The organism is Pseudoalteromonas luteoviolacea (assembly GCF_018100925.1).
In the GTDB taxonomy this organism is placed as follows: domain Bacteria; phylum Pseudomonadota; class Gammaproteobacteria; order Enterobacterales; family Alteromonadaceae; genus Pseudoalteromonas; species Pseudoalteromonas obscura.
In genome coordinates, this window is the sequence record NZ_JAGJEH010000007.1 from 173,785 (window position 1) to 191,547 (window position 17,763).

A 17,763-nucleotide genomic window follows, 5' to 3' on the forward strand; every position below is an offset into this window, starting at 1 on the left:
AATAGAAAAGTTTTCTGTATGTTTTTATTCATAGAACAGAATATTAAGTTTAAAATATAACCAACAATATATATAGTCTTCTTTTGGGATACTGTTTGTCTATTAAAGGAACTATATTATGAAGCTAAAACTTAGTGGTGCATTTCTCGCTGTTGTTGGTGCACTATCCCTCTCTGGATGTGGCGGAGGTGGCGGCAACGACACCAATACAATGAACAACCAGCCAAACGTTATGAAACAACCTGCGCCATCCCAAATCGCCTTGCCTAACGTGTCACTCAAAGCTGTTCAAACAAATGCGTGTGGTAATGAGCCTATCATTGCAGATGTCGTTTATCACACAGCAGATGGTAATTTTATTTCTTCAGATAAAACCCTTATCGATGGAAAACTCAACTCGACATTACCTGAAAACACGCAGCATATTTCACTTTTATACCACTCCACCGATAATAACGGGAAAAAGTATTTGCAAATTCAGACGCTGTTAAATGTGCAAGCTGGATTTGCTGTCGATTCACTCAGCTTTGAGAATAAAAGCAACTGTGCTTGCAGCAGTATTAAATACGACTTGGCCTCACTTAAAGCAGAAGTGCCAGACGCAACGATATTTAATATCGGTGCCCCCCCTATGCAGCTAAAGGATGCAGAAAATACATACTCCTCTTGCGTTATTGAAAAGCAAAAGCTGATATTTACACAATCCAAGTCAGCACACACAGGTACATTAATTGATACATCTGAGCAGGCTACCGTTGAGTTAACAGCTGCTCAATTCACAGTACAGGGCACGCCACTAGATATCTCTGGCTTAGATATGCCAGCAAGAGGAGTCATTAGCTTATCATCGTATATTGGTAATGATGAAGTCCATTCAACCGTGGTCAATAACGCGGCTTACAATCACCCATCATACCAAGAGCAAAATCAACTGGTCATTTACAACGGGCTCAACACCACCAGTTATTTGTCTATCAGCCAAACGGGATCAAGTCTTGATTTTAGCGAGGACGTAAGTACGCATTCATATGTTTTAACGTCAGTCGACAACACTGGCAAAGTTGAAAACATACAACCTATCAGGGAAGATAGTTCACTCACCTCTGCGTATAAAAGCCTTTCAAACTCTTTTGGAGACCCAAATAACAGCCACACAGCAATGCTGGATTTTAGCGCCATTGATCCACGTGTTAATATAGCAACCTTAACTTACACTTGGGAAAATGACTTACAGGGGGAAGTGAGTTGGCAGATTATCACCGATGGTCAAGAAACCATTCCTTTATTCACGTATGGCGATATATACCAAGCTGTCGAACCTGAAAATCTATCGATTAAACTCACGTTAACTGCATTGAATAGTGAACAGAGTTTCAATGATTTAAGAAGCGTTTACCTGAGTAGTTTGGAAAGTTTTGAAAAACGCGCCAAATCAAAGTTATTCGATACTTTTGCTAGCTACAGTATTTCACGCCGTTGGTAAATTACACACAGCGAGGGCAGGAAAAGCAATTTGCTTTCCCTGCATCTTTTAAGACTAATTAATCAATTTCCAAGGGCCATTGGTATTTGTAGGGCTCGGTGTATTGCCTTTTGTCCACCATTTTGCTTCATAGATTTTATCTTGGTAGCTGGCTTTGTCGCCTTTGAGATAAACTTTATTACTGTCCCACGCTTTAACACCACCTACAGGCGGTTTCACGTCAATCGGTGGCAGAGTATCCACAGCTGTAACACTTGGCCAACCAGTATGAGATTGATAGAAATTAGTTACGCACTTTTCATAGTCTCCCGGTACCAAAGCTGAATATGCAGTTTGATAGCCAACCAGCTTACATTCAAATGAGTGGCCGCCAGGTCGGTCAGAATAGTGTGCCCAGTTAGCTTCCCAGTTTGTGTACAGAACGCCACTGGCACCATCTAAGTTCAGACTACCAAATGGAGTTTGCTGCCAACAGGTGTTCTCTTCGTCCGCTTCAATCGGAATATTATAGTAGTGCGAAAGCCCCTCCCAGTAACGAATACGATTTACAGGCTGGCCTTTGTAGCGATTGTGCTCGCCACACTCAATACCACCATTGATCACATTGATAGTCGTACCGAAACCGTATCCAATGCCTGCATTTAATTCGACTTGAGAAGGTACCCAAGTTCTATCAATAACATGCAACATAGCCGGCTTAGGTGCTTGCGGCGTTAAGAAAAACCAAATGGCGGATGCAAGGTTGAGCCAAGAGTCAGCAACTCGGCCGGGGTCATTTAACAGCACGGTCGCATCACCATCAAACATGACTTCAGAAAACATGCCGTAGTTAAAATGGTAGGAAAGCTGCTTAGCGCCTCTACCAAAATACCCTTGTCCTTCGCCACAAGGCCAACGGCGATTTTGCCAATCATTTTGGCCACATCCCGTTCTATAACCACCTTGACCTTCTGACCACCCCATTTCACGAACATGAACAAGTGCTTGCTGCCACTCTTCTAGTCCATTAGGGTTGTCTGATGTATTGTCCTTAGAAATATGGCCGCCTGTTTCTTGGGCAAAGTGTGCAAACGCTGTCACGATAGACTTTTTACAGATGGCATCTGCATCACGACCATCCGTGTATTCACCACAAAACGCAGGAAATTTACCAATTGCTCGTAAGAAGCGAGTATAAGTGTATTCTGGCGCAGCCATCTGAGTTAAATAGTCCCACTCAGTCTGACCAAAAACACGCTCTACACGCTTTACGTTGCTCGGATTTGCCGCAGCGCCCGGCACAATTGCTTCAACAACCACATTACTGCGAGTTTCCAGCGCTTTTGACCAAATTGCGTACATTGGATCTGCTGTGAGAGTCTGTTCAGCTGTATTTAAATCAGCTCGTGAAACGAGATAACCACCGGGGTTATTGGGATCCGGCTGTACGTTCATTCCGTGAGTGAATGGACTAGCGCACAATACAGTCACACACAGTGCAGCAAGTTTGCTTACCTTTATTTTGCAGTTATTCATAATTTACCTTTACATGTTGTTGAATTAAATAGAATTAGAATTCAATTTCTCTTTATATGTTGTATCTAAAAAGCAGTAACCAGCTGCTTTAATCTTGATGAATATCAATACTCATCAAATTAACAAATATTACACATTGACATCGCTGTCAATGTGAATTACCTATTTTTTGAACAATTGAAAACTTGATTCTCAGGCGATGTTCTGCAAAATAGGGAAATATTATTAGAAAAAAGAACAAGTAAGATGATTAAACTTACGCAACTTAGTCGCGATTATTTTTCTCAAGTTATTTCATTGGGAAACTTGGTACATGGCGATAACTACCTTGATAGCGAGCGGCTCGAGCAAATTTATCAAATGGGGCTTAAAAAATCGCTTAACGCCTCCTTTGTTGCAATCGATGAATCAAATCAAGTAATTGGCTTTCGACTAACTTATTGTGCTGAGCAATGGCCTATTGATAAATGGTGTACGCCAGCCGACTGGCCTGTCGATATTGAACAGATGGCTTACTTTAAGTGCATCGCGATAGATCCACGAGCACAAGGCCAAGGAATTGGACCTAAATTATTGGCAGCATCAATAGAAGTCTTGAAAAAACAAGGTGCAAAAGCCGGCGTAGCTCACTTATGGCAACAAAGCCCAGGTAATGGTGCTGTGAAATATTTTACTAAGTCAGGCGGTAAGCTCATCAAACTTCACGATGATCGCTGGTTAGAAAACTGCATCAACGATGGCTACGAGTGCCCGATCTGCGGCAACGAGTGCCATTGTCAGGCAGCTGAAATGGTGATCGAGTTCACATGAATACGTACGACCCGCTATATAACAATCATTGCCAGGGACAACCTTGCCCAGACACCTATTGGGCGAGTTTAGCTGTATTAAACAATATAACTCGTCAACCTAAACTGTCTGACAATTATGACGTCATCATAATTGGCGGCGGGTACACTGGGTTGTTAAGTGCTTACTTTCTTTCAAAACTTTATGATCAAAAGGTATGTGTACTTGAAGCCAATCGAGTTGGTTTTGGCGCCAGTGCTAGAAACGCAGGGTTTGCGCTGCCAACTACAGGGCGGCTAAGTGCATTAGACATGTGTAAAAATTGGGGAGAGGATACTGCGCGACAGGTATATCAAGAATACCAAAGTGGCGTTTTAAGGTTAGATGAATTAATACAAGAGCACGACATTGATTGTGACAAACAAGAACACGGCTATTTGAAAATTGCGCATTCAGAAAAAGCGCAGGCTTCATTAAAAGCCGGACTTGAATTTGCAAAGCGGACCTTTTCAGATACACAGCTCTCTTTTATCAGTCAGCATGAGCTAAAATCAAACTACATCGACATGCCCAACGTTTATGGCGCAGTTCGAAATTCGCATGGGTTTGGATTAAACCCACTAAAATTACTGCAAGCCTATAAAGAAATTGCCATATCAGCCGGCGCTGATATTTTTGAAAATAGCCTAGCTGAACGCGTTTTCAAAGATCGCGAAACACATGTTGTATCTGTTCATGGTCAACAGCTTAGAGCCAAAAAACTGCTAGTAACAGGCAATGCATATAATAGCCAAAATTTTCACCCAACCATCGACAAAAAATATATTCCCATTTTAAGTAGTATTTTAGTGACACGGCCACTTACAGCGGATGAACTAGCCGCAACGGGGCTAAAAACTCACCAAGTGATGATGGATACTCGCACACTCAAATACTATTACCGTTTATTGCCAGACAATAGATTGTTGTTTGGTGGCAGAGGTGCTGTCTACGGAAAAGATCAAAATAAGGAAAAGTATCAAGCACACCTCACTGATGCCATGCATGCTGGGTTTCCATCGTTAAGTCCATTACGCGCTCAATACTATTGGCATGGATATATCGCAGCAACGCTAGATGACCATCCACATATACACTTCAATGACAATGTTGGTTATGCCATTGGTTACTGCGGCGCTGGAGTCGCTTTTAGTACACAAGCGGCTTTTCGTCTGTCTCAAATGACCGTTGCAAAATCAACACCTACATTACCAATCTATCGAAAAGCCGCTCCCAGCGTGCCATTCGCCCGGCTCAGTCGATTAGGACAGCTAGGTTATTATAACTACGCTCAATTTAAAGACCGCCTGTTTTAATAACAGGCTCACTTAACGCTATATGCGCTCTAGTTAGCAAATTCAATTTGAATAAAAAATACACAAAAATCACATCTTATTTCAATATTTGAACCGTTTAATGGAACAGGCAATTATAAATCAACTAAGGAAAATAAAATGAAAAAGTTAGTGATCGCGAGTGTTTTTGCTGGTCTTTCAAGTGTAGCTGCTGCAAATACTGTTGAACTTGAAAGTGCTGAAAATAGTAACGTTGCATTTGAGAAAGCTGAAGTAACAATTGCTGCAAGCCAAGGCGTATTCGCTTCAGGTGTTGTAACTTATTACAGTCCTCGCGTATGGGTAAATGGCCGCCTACAACAGTTTTTTGTTGGTCCAACAAACGGTAATCAATTTTGTGAAGAGCGCGGCCACAACCAAGAAGTAAGTGGTAGCACAATCACTTGTGGTGAAGATGAGTCATCGTACGCAAATTACGATTGGTATGGGAAGTCATGGACTTACAAAAGCACCGGTAGTAAAAACCAGTGTTACCAGCTATATGCAACAATTAAGTGTCAGTAATTACGACGTTTAATTAAAAAGCCCACATCAATTTGTGGGCTTTATCTTTACTTTTTTGTATCAATGCTTACCAACGAATCATCAAATAAAAATAAGCTGGTCGGATTACTTTTTCTCCACTTGGTCAAAACCACGCAAAAATCGACAATAATTGTCAATTGATGATCCGCAAATCATTAATATATCTAAAAGTTTTATAAATGGGATTGCTGTTTTACCACTTTCCCAATTGCAGTTAGTGACTTGGTTTTCAAATACCGCCATCGGTTTACCCAACTGCGCTTGAGCTAGCTTTGTTTCGTTGCTTAAAGTACTCAGTCCATATTGCACTTCTAGCTGAGCTTGATTTGATCGCAGCTTCCCTTCTTGATTACATGTGCTCAAAGTGTGTCCCATCATAGATAAGCTTTTCTTAAATGCAATGCTACACAAACATCAACTTCGTGTAAAACAAAAGCTAAAATTTCTTTTAAATATTAATGGGTTACAAATAAATATTTTTATAAAAAACGTCTAAACATACATAATTAAAGGTGAAAATAATTTCCAATTAAATTTTCACCTTGGTTAAGAAATTTATAAAAAACGATGGCCCTAATTGGGTTTTTATTAGGTATTGGGGTGTCGCACTTCGCGAATCTACCAAGGGATATGGCTGCCATCGAAACTCAAGAAGCTCCCACTGTCTGAGTCGGATAAATTATCTATGACACGTTTGAGCCCCTGGGCTGACTCTTGCGCTGAAATAAGCGCATTTGGTCCACCCATTTCTGTTTTAACCCAACCGGGGTGTAAAGCAACTGTTTTGATCCCCTCTGGTAATAAGTCATTGGACAAACTTTTAACGACTGAGTTTAAAGCAGCTTTTGAGCTACGATAAATATAACCGCCACCTTTGGTATTTTCCGTATGACTGCCAACTCGTGAAGAAACCGCCGCAAATACTTTGCGCTCACCCAAGCATAAATTTGGGTAAAACGCTTCTGCAAGCTTTGCTGGAGCAATCGCATTAACTTCCATTACACTGCGCCATGCATCTACATCACAATTGCCAAAACCATAGCCTTTTGGTCCGTACAAACCTGCATTATTGATTACCACGTCAATAGGCCGAGAGGCTAGGGAAAGCGCGAGATGATGAAGCTGCTCGTAATCGGTTACGTCTAAAGGGAGAATATCTAACAGCTCACCTTGTTGTTGGGCGCTCAATTGTTGTAACTCTTTAGCTGAGTTTGGGTTTCTTGCCGTCGCGTATACATGCCAGCCACACGCTAGATAAATATTCACCAACGCCAAACCGATCCCTCGATTTGCACCTGTGATCAAGACACTTGCCATCGAAAACTTCCTCTATAACACTCATGGTTTTGCTATTTTTGTCGGAAAAAGTATTCTAAATCAAGAGTGAGTCTAATTAAAAAACGCATTTTTCAACTGTGATTCAACCATTTTTGCGCGGCATGTACTTCTGAAAAATAACGGGTTGTTCCTCCTAATATCCAACCTCCTACAATGGAGGTGATCCGCTGCCATTTCGTACAGCCGATCACGGCCGTTTTCTTAAACTGATCACTGTATTGAAAGGCAAGACGAATGTCTGTCACAGCCTCTCCCACTTCCCATCCGGTCAATTCAGTTATATCTATCAGCACGTAAATTTCGCCACTCCTATATTGTGATACGACTTGATCAACAATAGGTAAAACGACGACATAGTCTTTGTGAGTCAATCGACCAACCGCTTTAAAACTGAGTAATAGTCCAAAGTCCCGGCGTTCCGTGCCCACTGAAATACCGTGGAATTCGCTCATTGCCCGTCCCAACTTGAAAAGTAAAAATTAAGTAAACAATGCCCTTTTTACAATAGTTCATAATGGACTATCACGCACATTTTATTAAATCGACTATCATTAAAGTTAAACGCTCTCATCAAACTGCACATTAAATAAAGTATAAGAAATGGTAAACCCTTTGAAATTACTTACAATTATGCTCTTAAGCATCATGACCTCGTATAGTTATGCGCAGTCGGAAAAAACATGGTTTAATCAAGCCACTTACACCAAGTTAGAAGATGCTGACACGCAAACGCTACAATTGAGTACACACTACTATTTCGCGCCACAAGCTTATTTTTGGGTTTGGGACGATTTCGGCTACCTAGATACCGACTCCAATATTCGATTCACATACAATAATACAGAACGCAATGTATTTTCAGGCGTAGAGGGTGAGTTATTTATTGCCAACTGGTTTGCCACTGCGAGCATTGAAGATCTTGGCGATACCAGCGATAACAACACCCTAGGTCTTGGTTATTTATTTTACGATAGTTTAAAGCTCAGTGTGCGCCATCAACGTCAAGCAAGCGGTGACGATATAACTTGGCTGCAAGGCCAATTAAATATTGATATTGACACCAATTCTTATGTAGGCACAACACTTGTCAGTGATGACGAATTTGAAAACTGGCAAGTTGAAGTGCGCTATTTCCGGCATCTGGGAGATCAACAATATTTCACGCTGGATCTGACACATGAAAACTCTAGCAGCAAAAATCACAACAACTTTGTCGCTAACTACTATTTTAACCAACACTTTGCGCTCGGTTTAGGCAGCAACGAGTCTCATTTACTCGTTGAAGGCAAATACTTTGTCAATCATAGCTTTTTTGTCAAAGCACGTTATCAAGAGCAAAGTGATGATGAACAATCTCTTGAAATGTCTATGCAGGCTCAGTTTTAATCCCGTTCAGACATAACCAAATTAGCGTGAAATGTGGTGTTGATTGATTGGGTTTGCGTTTCTGACAGCTTACCGACCTGCGCCTCTACCCAAGCTTCAAACTCAGAAAAACTTTCTAGTTCATACATTTTTGACGACACTTGAGCACAGCTCAGCCCCAGCATTTCGTACAAGCCTAATTCAGCATGCCACTCATGTGGTGCAATAGTAAAACGTTCTCCTCGCTTTATCATATATGCTCTTTGAAACGTTCGTTTTAAATGCACTAAGCCCAATTTGCCCAGCTCACTGCTATCGGGCAAAGTGTAACTGCTAACTTGCCACTGTGCTTTGGGAAATAATATTGAAAAATCAGGGCTTTGTGGAGAAACATATTCAAAACAAATGGGGTGATTTTGCTCAAGAACAACATCGTAAGGACTAAAGTTAAAGGCGATATTCAAACTGCAATCCCCTTCCGTTAGAGTTAAATTGCAATAGACTTTAATATCCGTTGTAAGTTTAACTGTGTAGCCTGACCAATCTCCGTTTGGGATCATCAAGTTTGACTTAAAATACCCGAGATCCCCTTGGCTCAAAGCATGTGACGTTTGCTTATCTAGTCGAAAAAATTCACCCAGCAATTGAGTGCTTTGTCGCTCACCTTCTACTTTAGCTAACCAAGCTTTGAGACTCACTTCTTCCGGTATCATCACTCCGCAAGGCTTCAAATACCGTACTAGGTGTTTAAATATATAGACCTGTGGCTCTCGCTTAAGTAATGCTGTCATCGTTTCTGATATCACAATATCAAAGTCACTCTGAGATGGTGGCTTTTGCCATAACGTGGCATCTTCCTGAATGACACTTATATTGTAGTGCTCTAAACCAAAATGGTTAATTAGCTTATTCACCGCATTGATATTCTCTTCGTGAATATCAATTAAAGTGATCTCCAGCAGTAGGTTATCACTTGCAGCCAAAAGAGGGAGCAAAAGCGTTGCATACGGCCCAGTGCCAGCGTATAAAACCCGAACAGGGGACAAATTGTGGGTCATTTTATCTTGTATTGCTTGGGCAACCCCCTGACAGAACACTTGAGTACGTACCGTTTCTTCAAAGCATTTGGCAGCTTGAACTGGTGAAATAGCAACCCCTGATGCAGTTTGTGCTTTTTCAGAAGTGTTCATATCTGTACTACTGAACACGCCTGTCACCTTTCCTAAGTAATCCACCATTGCTTTGATCTCAGCCTTAGCTACTGTGCTTTTTTTTGCACTGAGAAGGGTCTTAACATTGCCGATAAACTGCTCTTTAGATATCCCCATAACTTACCGTTTTTTATAAAGTTAAGCTAAGTTTGAGGATAGAATGACATACACTAAAAGTAAAACTAATAAACTCGCAAAAAATAGTCTTAAATACTTAAGTTGCTGCGGTGTTTTTACTACACGGTGCAAGATCCCACCAAAATAAAGCCACAGGGAATCAGCAATCACGGCGACCAAAAACAATACTAAGGCGGCAATTGCACTTGCTTGAACCTGAGACGCCACAGGAATTGATGTATTGGCGAATATCGCAATGCATGCTGCATATGCTTTGGGGTTAAATAAATTCAAAATGAACCCGTCTAAGAACCCAACAGTTTTGTCTCCTGCGCTAGAAAGGCCACTGCGGTTGGTTGCGATTTTATAAGCGACATAAAATAAATAAAGTAACGCGGCTATTTGCAAACTTTTTGTCAACTGAGGGAAACTGAGCAATAGTGCCCCCAGTCCTGTTGCTGCGGCCACAATAGCAACTGAGAGACCAGTCAAAATACCGAAGAGAAAAGGCGCCCCCGCTTTTACCCCTGAACTTGCGCCAACAGCAGCCAGTGCTAAGGGGGCAGGGCCAGGTGAACCTAAAAGTAAAAAAGCCGTGACTGCGAGAGAAATAACAGCTTCTAGCATGAGATCTCCAAACGTTTTTTAAAATTGATGAATTGTTAATTTGATAGGATGTGAGGAAAATTAGGGTTCAAGACATGTCGTCTTAAACCCTTGATTATTATTCTGGATCTGGGATACGAACAACCCCCTCCATTAAGACTCTGGCACTGCGGCTCATAATGGCTTTTTTCGCCAACCATCTTTGGTCGCTTTGCTCAGCTTCTGCGCCAACCTTAAGCGTGCCCGATGGGTGTCCAAATGTAACTTGATTTCGTTGACCGCCACCAGCAGCTTCATTGACAATAGTCCCAGGTATTGCGGCCGCAGTCGCAATTGCAACCGCCGCAGTCCCCATCATAGCATGGTGCAGTTTCCCCATAGATAAGGCACGCACATTGAGGTCTATCTCTTGTGCATCAACGACCTTACCACTAGATGCAGTGTACCCTTTAGCACCACTCACAAAAGCAATTTTTGGTGTGTGCTGCCGAACCTTTGCTTCTTCAAGGTCCTTGATTAAGCCCATTTTTAAGGCACCGTAAGCGCGGATTTTTTCGAGTCTCAGCAACGTTTTATCGTCACCGTTTATCGCTTCTTGCAACTCAACACCGTCAAAGCCTAAATCATTTGCTTTGAAAAAGAGCGTTGGAATTCCTGCATTTATCATGGTCACATCAAAAGCCCCCTCGTCAGGCACCTCTAACACGTCTACCAAGTTACCACTTGGGAACATATCTGCATCGGCATCTGCCGGGTCCAGAAATTCGACCACAACTTCTGCTGCGGGGAAAGTCACACCGTCAAGTTCGAAGTCACCCGTCTCTTGCACTTCACCATTTGTCACTGGGATATGAGCGACAATGGTTTTACCAATGTTAGCCTGCCAAATTCGCACAATTGCCACACCATTTTCAGGTACTCGCGCTCGATCAACTAGGCCATTGCTGATAGCAAAAGCACCTACAGCAGCGGTTAAGTTGCCGCAATTGCCACTCCAATCAATAAACGCTTTATCAATTGCGACTTGGCCAAAAAGGTAATCAACATCGTGATCTGCTTGTGTGCTTTTTGATAAAATTACTGTTTTACTCGTGCTTGACGTAGCACCACCCATGCCATCGGTTTGCTTACCATAAGGATCTGGGCTACCAATGACCCGCAGTAAGATATCATCCCGCAACTTACCGGCAACCTGTGCCCCTTTCGGTAAATCTTCTAAATTAAAAAAGACGCCTTTTGACGTTCCACCGCGCATATAAGTTGCGGGTATTTTGATTTGTGGTTTGAAACTCATAGTCCTTCCTAACAATAAACCCAAGCTAAGCTTGGGTTTAATTTGATGATTTTAATTAAGCGTTAGCCTCTAAAAAGTCCTTCGCAAAACGCTGCAACACGCCACCAGCTTCATAAATTGATACTTCTTCAGCGGTATCTAATCGGCATGTTACTGCCACTTCAACACGCTCACCATTTTGGCGGTTTATCACCAGAGTTAGTGTCGTGCCTGGTGTACGCTCACCAATTACGTCATAAGTTTCAGTACCATCTAAGCCAAGCGTCAGTCTTGTCGTGCCAGATTTAAATTCAAGCGGAAGTACACCCATACCAATCAAGTTGGTTCTGTGAATACGCTCGAACCCTTCAGCAACAATCACTTCAACACCCGCAAGACGAACCCCTTTGGCTGCCCAGTCACGTGAAGAACCTTGACCATAATCTGCACCTGCAACAATGATCAGCGGCTGCTTTCTGTCCATATAGGTCTCAATCGCTTCCCACATTCGCGTAACCTGCCCTTCTGGCTCTACTCGTGCTAAAGAACCTTGTTTCACTTCCCCGTTTTCCTTAACCATTTCATTAAGTAATTTCGGGTTAGCAAAAGTAGCTCGCTGAGCGGTTAAGTGGTCACCGCGGTGAGTTGCGTATGAGTTAAAGTCTTCCTCAGGCAGCCCCATTTTGGCTAGGTATTCACCCGCCGCACTGCTTGCCATTATTGCATTAGAAGGAGAAAGGTGATCTGTTGTGATGTTATCCCCTAAGATAGCCAAAGGCCTCATTCCTTTCATTGTTCGCTCACCAGCAAGCGCACCTTCCCAGTATGGAGGACGACGAATATAGGTACTCATTTCACGCCAATCATACAGAGGGTCATTGTCCTCTCCGTAATCAACGCTCAAGTTAAACATCGGGTCATATACTTCTCTAAATTGCTGAGGTTTAACACTCTTAGCTATCACTGCATCAATTTCTTCATCGCTAGGCCAAATGTCTTTCAGTGTCACCGGGTTGCCTGCTTGGTCATGACCCAATACATCTTGCTCAATATCAAAACGCACACTACCAGCTATTGCATACGCGACAACCAAAGGAGGCGAAGCCAAGAACGCCTGCTTAGCATATGGGTGGATCCGACCATCAAAATTACGGTTGCCAGATAAAACGGCCGTTGCATAAAGATCTCTATCAATCACTTCTTGTTGGATCTTAGGATCAAGTGCACCGCTCATTCCGTTACAAGTTGTACATGCAAACGCTACGATACCAAAACCTAACGCTTCTAATTCAGGTAATAGGTCTGCCTCTGTCATATAAGAGCGCACTGCCTTCGAACCCGGAGCAAACGAAGTTTTTACCCAAGGTTTACGCTTAAGGCCTAGCTTATTTGCATTTCTCGCCAACAGGCCCGCTGCGACCACATTTCTCGGGTTACTGGTGTTAGTACAACTGGTGATAGCTGCGATGATCACAGCACCATCAGGCATTTGATCTTCAGACTTTTCGTAATCTGCAACTATGCCTTGTTTGGCTAAATCTTGCGTAGCGACACGACGATGCGGATTTGAAGGACCTGCTAAATTACGACCCACACTCGACAAGTCAAACTTAAGTACTCGCTCGTACTTAGCTTCTGTCATTGAACCCGCCCATAGCCCAGTCAACTTTGCATACTGCTCTACCAACTCTACCTGCTCGTCATCACGGCCTGTTAGTTTTAGATAGTCTATGGTCTTTTGGTCAATGTAGAACATTGCCGCCGTTGCGCCATATTCTGGTGTCATATTTGAAATGGTTGCACGGTCACCTAGGGTGAGGTCATTAGCTCCTTCCCCAAAAAACTCTAAATAGGTCGAAACGACTTTTTCATTTCGTAAAAATTCGGTGATCGCCAGTACAATATCTGTCGCAGTGATCCCAGGTTGACGCTTGCCAACTAACTCAACACCAACAATATCAGGTAAGCGCATATAGGACGCACGTCCTAACATGACACTTTCAGCTTCAAGGCCGCCGACACCGATCGCAATCACGCCTAACGCGTCTACATGCGGGGTATGGCTATCAGTCCCCACCAATGTGTCAGGGAACGCAACACCATCGCGCGCTTGAATAACTGGCGACATTTTCTCTAAATTGATTTGATGCAGAATACCGTTTCCAGGTGGGATCACGTCCACGTTTTTAAACGCGGTTTTGGTCCAGTTAATGAAGTGAAAACGGTCATCGTTGCGACGGTCTTCTATCGCGCGGTTTTTTTCAAACGCGTTTTCTTCAAAACCTGCATGCTCAACGGCTAAACTGTGGTCAACAATTAACTGCGTCGGCACAACTGGATTCACTTTCGCCGGATCGCCCCCTTTAGCTGCAATCGCATCGCGCAAACCCGCCAAATCAACAAGGGCAGTTTGACCAAGGATATCATGACAGACAACACGAGCTGGAAACCAAGGGAAATCAAGATCTCGACGACGTTCGACTATTTGCGTTAAATAATCATTAAGTTTTTCAGGTTCAGCTCTTCGAACTAAGTTTTCTGCTAGTACTTTTGAAGTGTAGGGTAGCTCGGCATAGGCACCCGGCTTTATCGCCTCTATGGCCTCGCGCGTATCATAGTAGCATAGGGTCGAATCAGGTAATCGTTTACGGTATTGGGTATTCATAACTGCTTTCCAACTGGAGAAGTGACGGTGTACTCAACATGGAGCACTTAATAAGTGCTCCATGTCGGCGACTAAAACAGGTTGTTAAAGTCGCGAGTATTAACGCTCTGCAATAGCAGGCACTGGACGAAGCTCTTCGCCGGTATATTCAGCTGAAGGACGGATAATACGGTTGTCAGCACGCTGTTCCATAACATGCGCAGCCCAACCTGTTAAACGAGACATCACAAAAATTGGCGTAAATAATTTAGTAGGAATACCCATGAAGTTATATGCAGATGCATGGAAGAAATCCGCATTACAGAACAACTTTTTCTCACGCCACATCACTTCTTCGCAGCGCACTGAGACTGGGTAAAGCACCGAGTCACCAACGTCCGCTGCAAGCTTTTCAGACCAAGTTTTGATGATTTCGTTACGTGGATCAGATTCTGAATAAATCGCGTGACCAAAGCCCATGATTTTTTCTTTACGCTCTAACATACCCATCATTTCTTGCTCAGCATGTTCCGCTGACTCAAAGCGTTCAATCATTTCCATCGCCGCTTCGTTGGCACCACCATGAAGAGGACCACGTAAAGAGCCGATTGCACCAGTAACACAAGAATGCATATCAGATAACGTTGACGCGCAAACACGAGCTGTAAACGTCGATGCATTGAATTCGTGCTCTGCATAAAGAATAAGAGATACGTGCATAACACGCTCGTGAAGCTCTGATGGTTTTTCGCCGCGTAATAGGTGTAAGAAATGAGCGCCAATTGAATCATCATCTGTTTCAACGTCAACGCGTACACCGTCATGGCTAAATCGATACCAGTAACAAATGATGCTAGGGAAACAGGCAAGCATACGATCAGTCACTTTACCCTGCTCATCGAAACTAGCTTCACCTTCTAGATTACCAAGCATTGAACAACCTGTACGAAGTACATCCATTGGGTGTGCATCAGCAGGAATACGCTCTAATACATCTTTTAGCGCAACCGGCAGGCCACGCATTGATTTAAGTAGTGCTTTATATTCATCTAACTCACTTTGGTTAGGTAGTTTGCCTTTTAGAATTAAGTATGCCACTTCTTCGAATTGACAGTTTTCGGCAAGATCTTTTACATCATAACCGCGATAAGTTAACCCTGAACCTGATTTTCCAACTGTTGATAACGCAGTTTTCCCTGCAACTTGACCACGCAGACCTGCACCACTTAGTACTTTAGCCATAACTTTCTCCTGAAATTTTTACCTGCTGAATTTTAAATCTTTATTATGAGCGCACCTGTGCACGCTCTATACTGTTAGTTACTTGTTCTTACCTTCGGCGAATAACGCATCGAGCTTTTGTTCGTACTCGTGATAACCAAGGTAATCATATAAATCCATACGAGTCTGCATGGTGTCGACCACTGCTTTTTGGTCACCGTCATTCAATAATGTTCGATACACCAACTCAGCAGCTTTATTCATCGCGCGGAATGCACTAAGCGGATAGAGGACCATGCCTACACCCCAATCAGCTAGCTCTTTTTTATTCCATAACTCGGTCTTACCAAACTCAGTCATGTTCGCCAAAATAGGCACATCTAATGCTTCTGAAAAAGCTCTGTAATGCTCTTCAGTTTGAATAGCTTCTGCAAAAATGCCATCTGCACCTGCTTCAACATACGCTTTAGCACGTGCTATCGCAGCATCGAGCCCTTCTTGTGCAAACGCGTCGGTACGCGCCATAATAAAAAAGTCTTTATCTGTGCGAGCATCAACGGCCGCTTTAATACGGTCGACCATTTCCTCAGTAGACACTATTTCTTTATTTGGTCTGTGACCACAGCGCTTTTGCGCTACTTGATCTTCAATATGTACGGCTGCAGCACCCGCCTTTTCCATGTCTCTGATTGTTTTAGCGATGTTAAACGCACCACCCCAACCAGTATCGATATCTACCATTAGAGGCAGATCACATGCCGACGTAATACGCTGTACATCTGCAATCACATCGTTGAGTGAAGTCATCCCAAGATCAGGTAGACCATAAGAAGCATTAGCAACACCACCACCAGATAAGTATATTGCTTGGTGACCAATTTGCTTTGCCATTATTGCGCTGTAAGCATTGATAGTTCCCACAATTTGTAAAGGCTGATTTGCATTTAACGCGTCACGAAATTTTTTTCCTGCACTCATGATGGTGTATTCTCCTGTGATGTTTACTTCATTTTAGTTAGCTTGACGGCAATATTATTTTTAGAATATTGGATATGGCGCCGCATCAAAATTTCGGCCAATTCGCCATCTCGATTAGAAATTGCTCTTACAATATGCTTGTGCTCGTCATAAGCCGTTGTAACTCGAGGTCCGGTCATTCCCAACTGGACTCGGTACATCCTAGCCAAGTGGTAAATACCATTACTTAACATAGTGATCAGTTGCTGATTTTTGCTACCGACAATTATTCGATAGTGAAAATCTAAATCACCCGCTTCTTGATAATAAGTGTGGCTTTGTCTGACCTCATCTTGCTGCCCCTCCAACAAGCTACTGAGTTCATAAATCTCAGCCTCAGGCATGTTTTGCGCAGCAAGCCTTGCAGCCATACCCTCCAATGCTTCTCGGATCTGATATAACTCAAGCAGCCCATCTTCCGTAAGCGTTACGACACGCGCACCTACATTGGCTTTGCGCTCAACAATGTTACATGCTTCTAAGCGGTTAATGGCTTCTCGAATAACTGCTCGACTGACCTCATACTTTGTCGACAATTCAACTTCACTGAGCTTAGCTCCAGCCGGGATCGCACCTTCTACTATTTCCTCTCTCAACTGAAAGTATGTTTTATCTGAAGAGGTTACAGCTTGCTCTTTAAAAAAAACCATTTAAAAGCCACACAGTTGTATTTACCGAATGCCAACAATATAGATACACTTTACGTTAACGTCAACCTGCAAACCAATAAATTGTCGACAATCTAGATATCTACATTATTCATCATATTTATGACACTAAAATAAAAGGGCAAACTTTGATGGCATAAAAAGGTACAGAGTATCTGTCAAAGGGGGTAAGAAGCGTCGATGTAGAAAAGGTAGTTTTTTATAAGAAGTTTGAAATATGCCAACGCTATATAGGACGGATCACAGGCAATAAAAAAGGCAAGCTAAGCTTGCCTTTTTTATTTGTTAAAACTGTGACAGTTACAGCTTAACGATTTCCTCAGCTTGAGGACCTTTTTGGCCTGTAGTAAGTTTAAATTCTACACGCTCGCCTTCAGCTAGAGTACGGAAACCATCGCCTTTGATTGCACTGAAGTGTGCAAATACATCTGGGCCATTTTCCTGAGCGATAAAACCAAAGCCTTTTGACTCGTTAAACCACTTTACTGTACCTGTTAAAGTATTAGACATAATAATAAATCCTGATAAAAAATATAAATGCCAATCCTTAAAATCAAATTCTACACTGCTTAAAGAGAATCCATTTTTATAAACTGG

The 17,763-nt window shown here is 42.6% G+C and carries 17 protein-coding genes; 5 read left to right on the top strand and 12 right to left on the bottom strand.

The annotated features are described in order from the left end of the window. Window positions 1-118 precede the first annotated feature (118 nt). Window positions 119-1,483, top strand: a complete 1,365-nt coding sequence (locus J8M00_RS16280; protein WP_211011598.1) for a hypothetical protein — start codon at window positions 119-121, stop codon at window positions 1,481-1,483. Window positions 1,484-1,537: 54 nt separating this feature from the next. On the opposite strand, the gene J8M00_RS16285 is transcribed toward J8M00_RS16280, so the two are convergent. Continuing rightward, complete coding sequence (locus tag J8M00_RS16285; RefSeq protein ID WP_211011599.1) at window positions 1,538-2,998, bottom strand: chitinase; 1,461 nt, start codon at window positions 2,996-2,998, stop codon at window positions 1,538-1,540. A gap of 246 nt (window positions 2,999-3,244) precedes the next feature. Here J8M00_RS16285 and J8M00_RS16290 point away from each other — a divergent pair, with 246 nt between their 5' ends. The 3 genes from J8M00_RS16290 (at window position 3,245) to J8M00_RS16300 (ending at window position 5,685) form a co-directional block, all read left to right on the top strand. After that, entirely contained in the window at window positions 3,245-3,808 is a 564-nt protein-coding gene (locus J8M00_RS16290; RefSeq protein ID WP_247687425.1) for a GNAT family N-acetyltransferase, read from the top strand. Beyond that, on the top strand, window positions 3,805-5,142 hold the full coding sequence (locus J8M00_RS16295; RefSeq protein ID WP_211011600.1) for an NAD(P)/FAD-dependent oxidoreductase: 1,338 nt from the start codon (window positions 3,805-3,807) through the stop codon (window positions 5,140-5,142). Before J8M00_RS16290 ends, J8M00_RS16295 begins: the two co-directional genes overlap by 4 nt. Window positions 5,143-5,280: 138 nt before the next feature. Then, window positions 5,281-5,685, top strand: coding sequence for a hypothetical protein (locus J8M00_RS16300; protein WP_211011601.1), 405 nt, complete (start codon window positions 5,281-5,283; stop codon window positions 5,683-5,685). Between the two features lie 105 nt (window positions 5,686-5,790). Here the strand turns inward: J8M00_RS16300 and J8M00_RS16305 are convergent, their stop codons facing one another. From J8M00_RS16305 to J8M00_RS16315, 3 genes are all read right to left on the bottom strand, one after another. Beyond that, window positions 5,791-6,069, bottom strand: a complete 279-nt coding sequence (locus J8M00_RS16305) for a hypothetical protein (protein WP_211011602.1) — start codon at window positions 6,067-6,069, stop codon at window positions 5,791-5,793. Between the two features lie 255 nt (window positions 6,070-6,324). Beyond that, the gene (locus J8M00_RS16310; RefSeq protein ID WP_211011603.1) at window positions 6,325-7,023 is read right to left on the bottom strand and encodes an SDR family oxidoreductase; all 699 of its coding nucleotides are present in this window, start codon (window positions 7,021-7,023) and stop codon (window positions 6,325-6,327) included. Between the two features lie 92 nt (window positions 7,024-7,115). Next, complete coding sequence (locus tag J8M00_RS16315; protein ID WP_211011604.1) at window positions 7,116-7,496, bottom strand: STAS/SEC14 domain-containing protein; 381 nt, start codon at window positions 7,494-7,496, stop codon at window positions 7,116-7,118. Window positions 7,497-7,656: 160 nt separating this feature from the next. Between J8M00_RS16315 and J8M00_RS16320 the strand changes: the two genes are divergently transcribed. Then, on the top strand, window positions 7,657-8,430 hold the full coding sequence (locus J8M00_RS16320; protein WP_211011605.1) for a putative porin: 774 nt from the start codon (window positions 7,657-7,659) through the stop codon (window positions 8,428-8,430). Here the strand turns inward: J8M00_RS16320 and J8M00_RS16325 are convergent. From J8M00_RS16325 to J8M00_RS16360, 8 genes are all read right to left on the bottom strand, one after another. Continuing rightward, window positions 8,427-9,737 carry a methyltransferase domain-containing protein gene (locus tag J8M00_RS16325; RefSeq protein WP_211011606.1) on the bottom strand — a complete coding sequence of 437 codons (1,311 nt, stop codon included), beginning with the start codon at window positions 9,735-9,737 and terminating at the stop codon, window positions 8,427-8,429. The two genes, J8M00_RS16320 and J8M00_RS16325, sit on opposite strands and share 4 nt — an antisense overlap. 21 nt (window positions 9,738-9,758) lie before the next feature. Next, a complete protein-coding gene (locus tag J8M00_RS16330) occupies window positions 9,759-10,364 on the bottom strand; it encodes a LysE family translocator (RefSeq protein WP_211011607.1) in 606 nt (201 codons plus the stop codon). 97 nt (window positions 10,365-10,461) lie between these two features. After that, the gene (gene prpF, locus J8M00_RS16335; RefSeq protein ID WP_211011608.1) at window positions 10,462-11,637 is read right to left on the bottom strand and encodes a 2-methylaconitate cis-trans isomerase PrpF; all 1,176 of its coding nucleotides are present in this window, start codon (window positions 11,635-11,637) and stop codon (window positions 10,462-10,464) included. Between the two features lie 55 nt (window positions 11,638-11,692). Then, the gene (gene acnD / locus J8M00_RS16340) at window positions 11,693-14,281 is read right to left on the bottom strand and encodes a Fe/S-dependent 2-methylisocitrate dehydratase AcnD (RefSeq protein WP_211011609.1); all 2,589 of its coding nucleotides are present in this window, start codon (window positions 14,279-14,281) and stop codon (window positions 11,693-11,695) included. A gap of 99 nt (window positions 14,282-14,380) precedes the next feature. Further along, window positions 14,381-15,502 carry a bifunctional 2-methylcitrate synthase/citrate synthase gene (gene prpC / locus J8M00_RS16345; protein WP_211011610.1) on the bottom strand — a complete coding sequence of 374 codons (1,122 nt, stop codon included), beginning with the start codon at window positions 15,500-15,502 and terminating at the stop codon, window positions 14,381-14,383. Between the two features lie 78 nt (window positions 15,503-15,580). Continuing rightward, window positions 15,581-16,459 (bottom strand): methylisocitrate lyase, encoded by an 879-nt coding sequence (gene prpB / locus J8M00_RS16350; protein ID WP_023398379.1) that lies wholly within the window; start codon window positions 16,457-16,459, stop codon window positions 15,581-15,583. 23 nt (window positions 16,460-16,482) lie between these two features. Then, window positions 16,483-17,148, bottom strand: a complete 666-nt coding sequence (locus tag J8M00_RS16355; protein WP_211011611.1) for a GntR family transcriptional regulator — start codon at window positions 17,146-17,148, stop codon at window positions 16,483-16,485. A 318-nt stretch (window positions 17,149-17,466) separates the two neighbouring features. Beyond that, entirely contained in the window at window positions 17,467-17,676 is a 210-nt protein-coding gene (locus tag J8M00_RS16360; protein ID WP_023398377.1) for a cold-shock protein, read from the bottom strand. Window positions 17,677-17,763 lie beyond the last annotated feature (87 nt).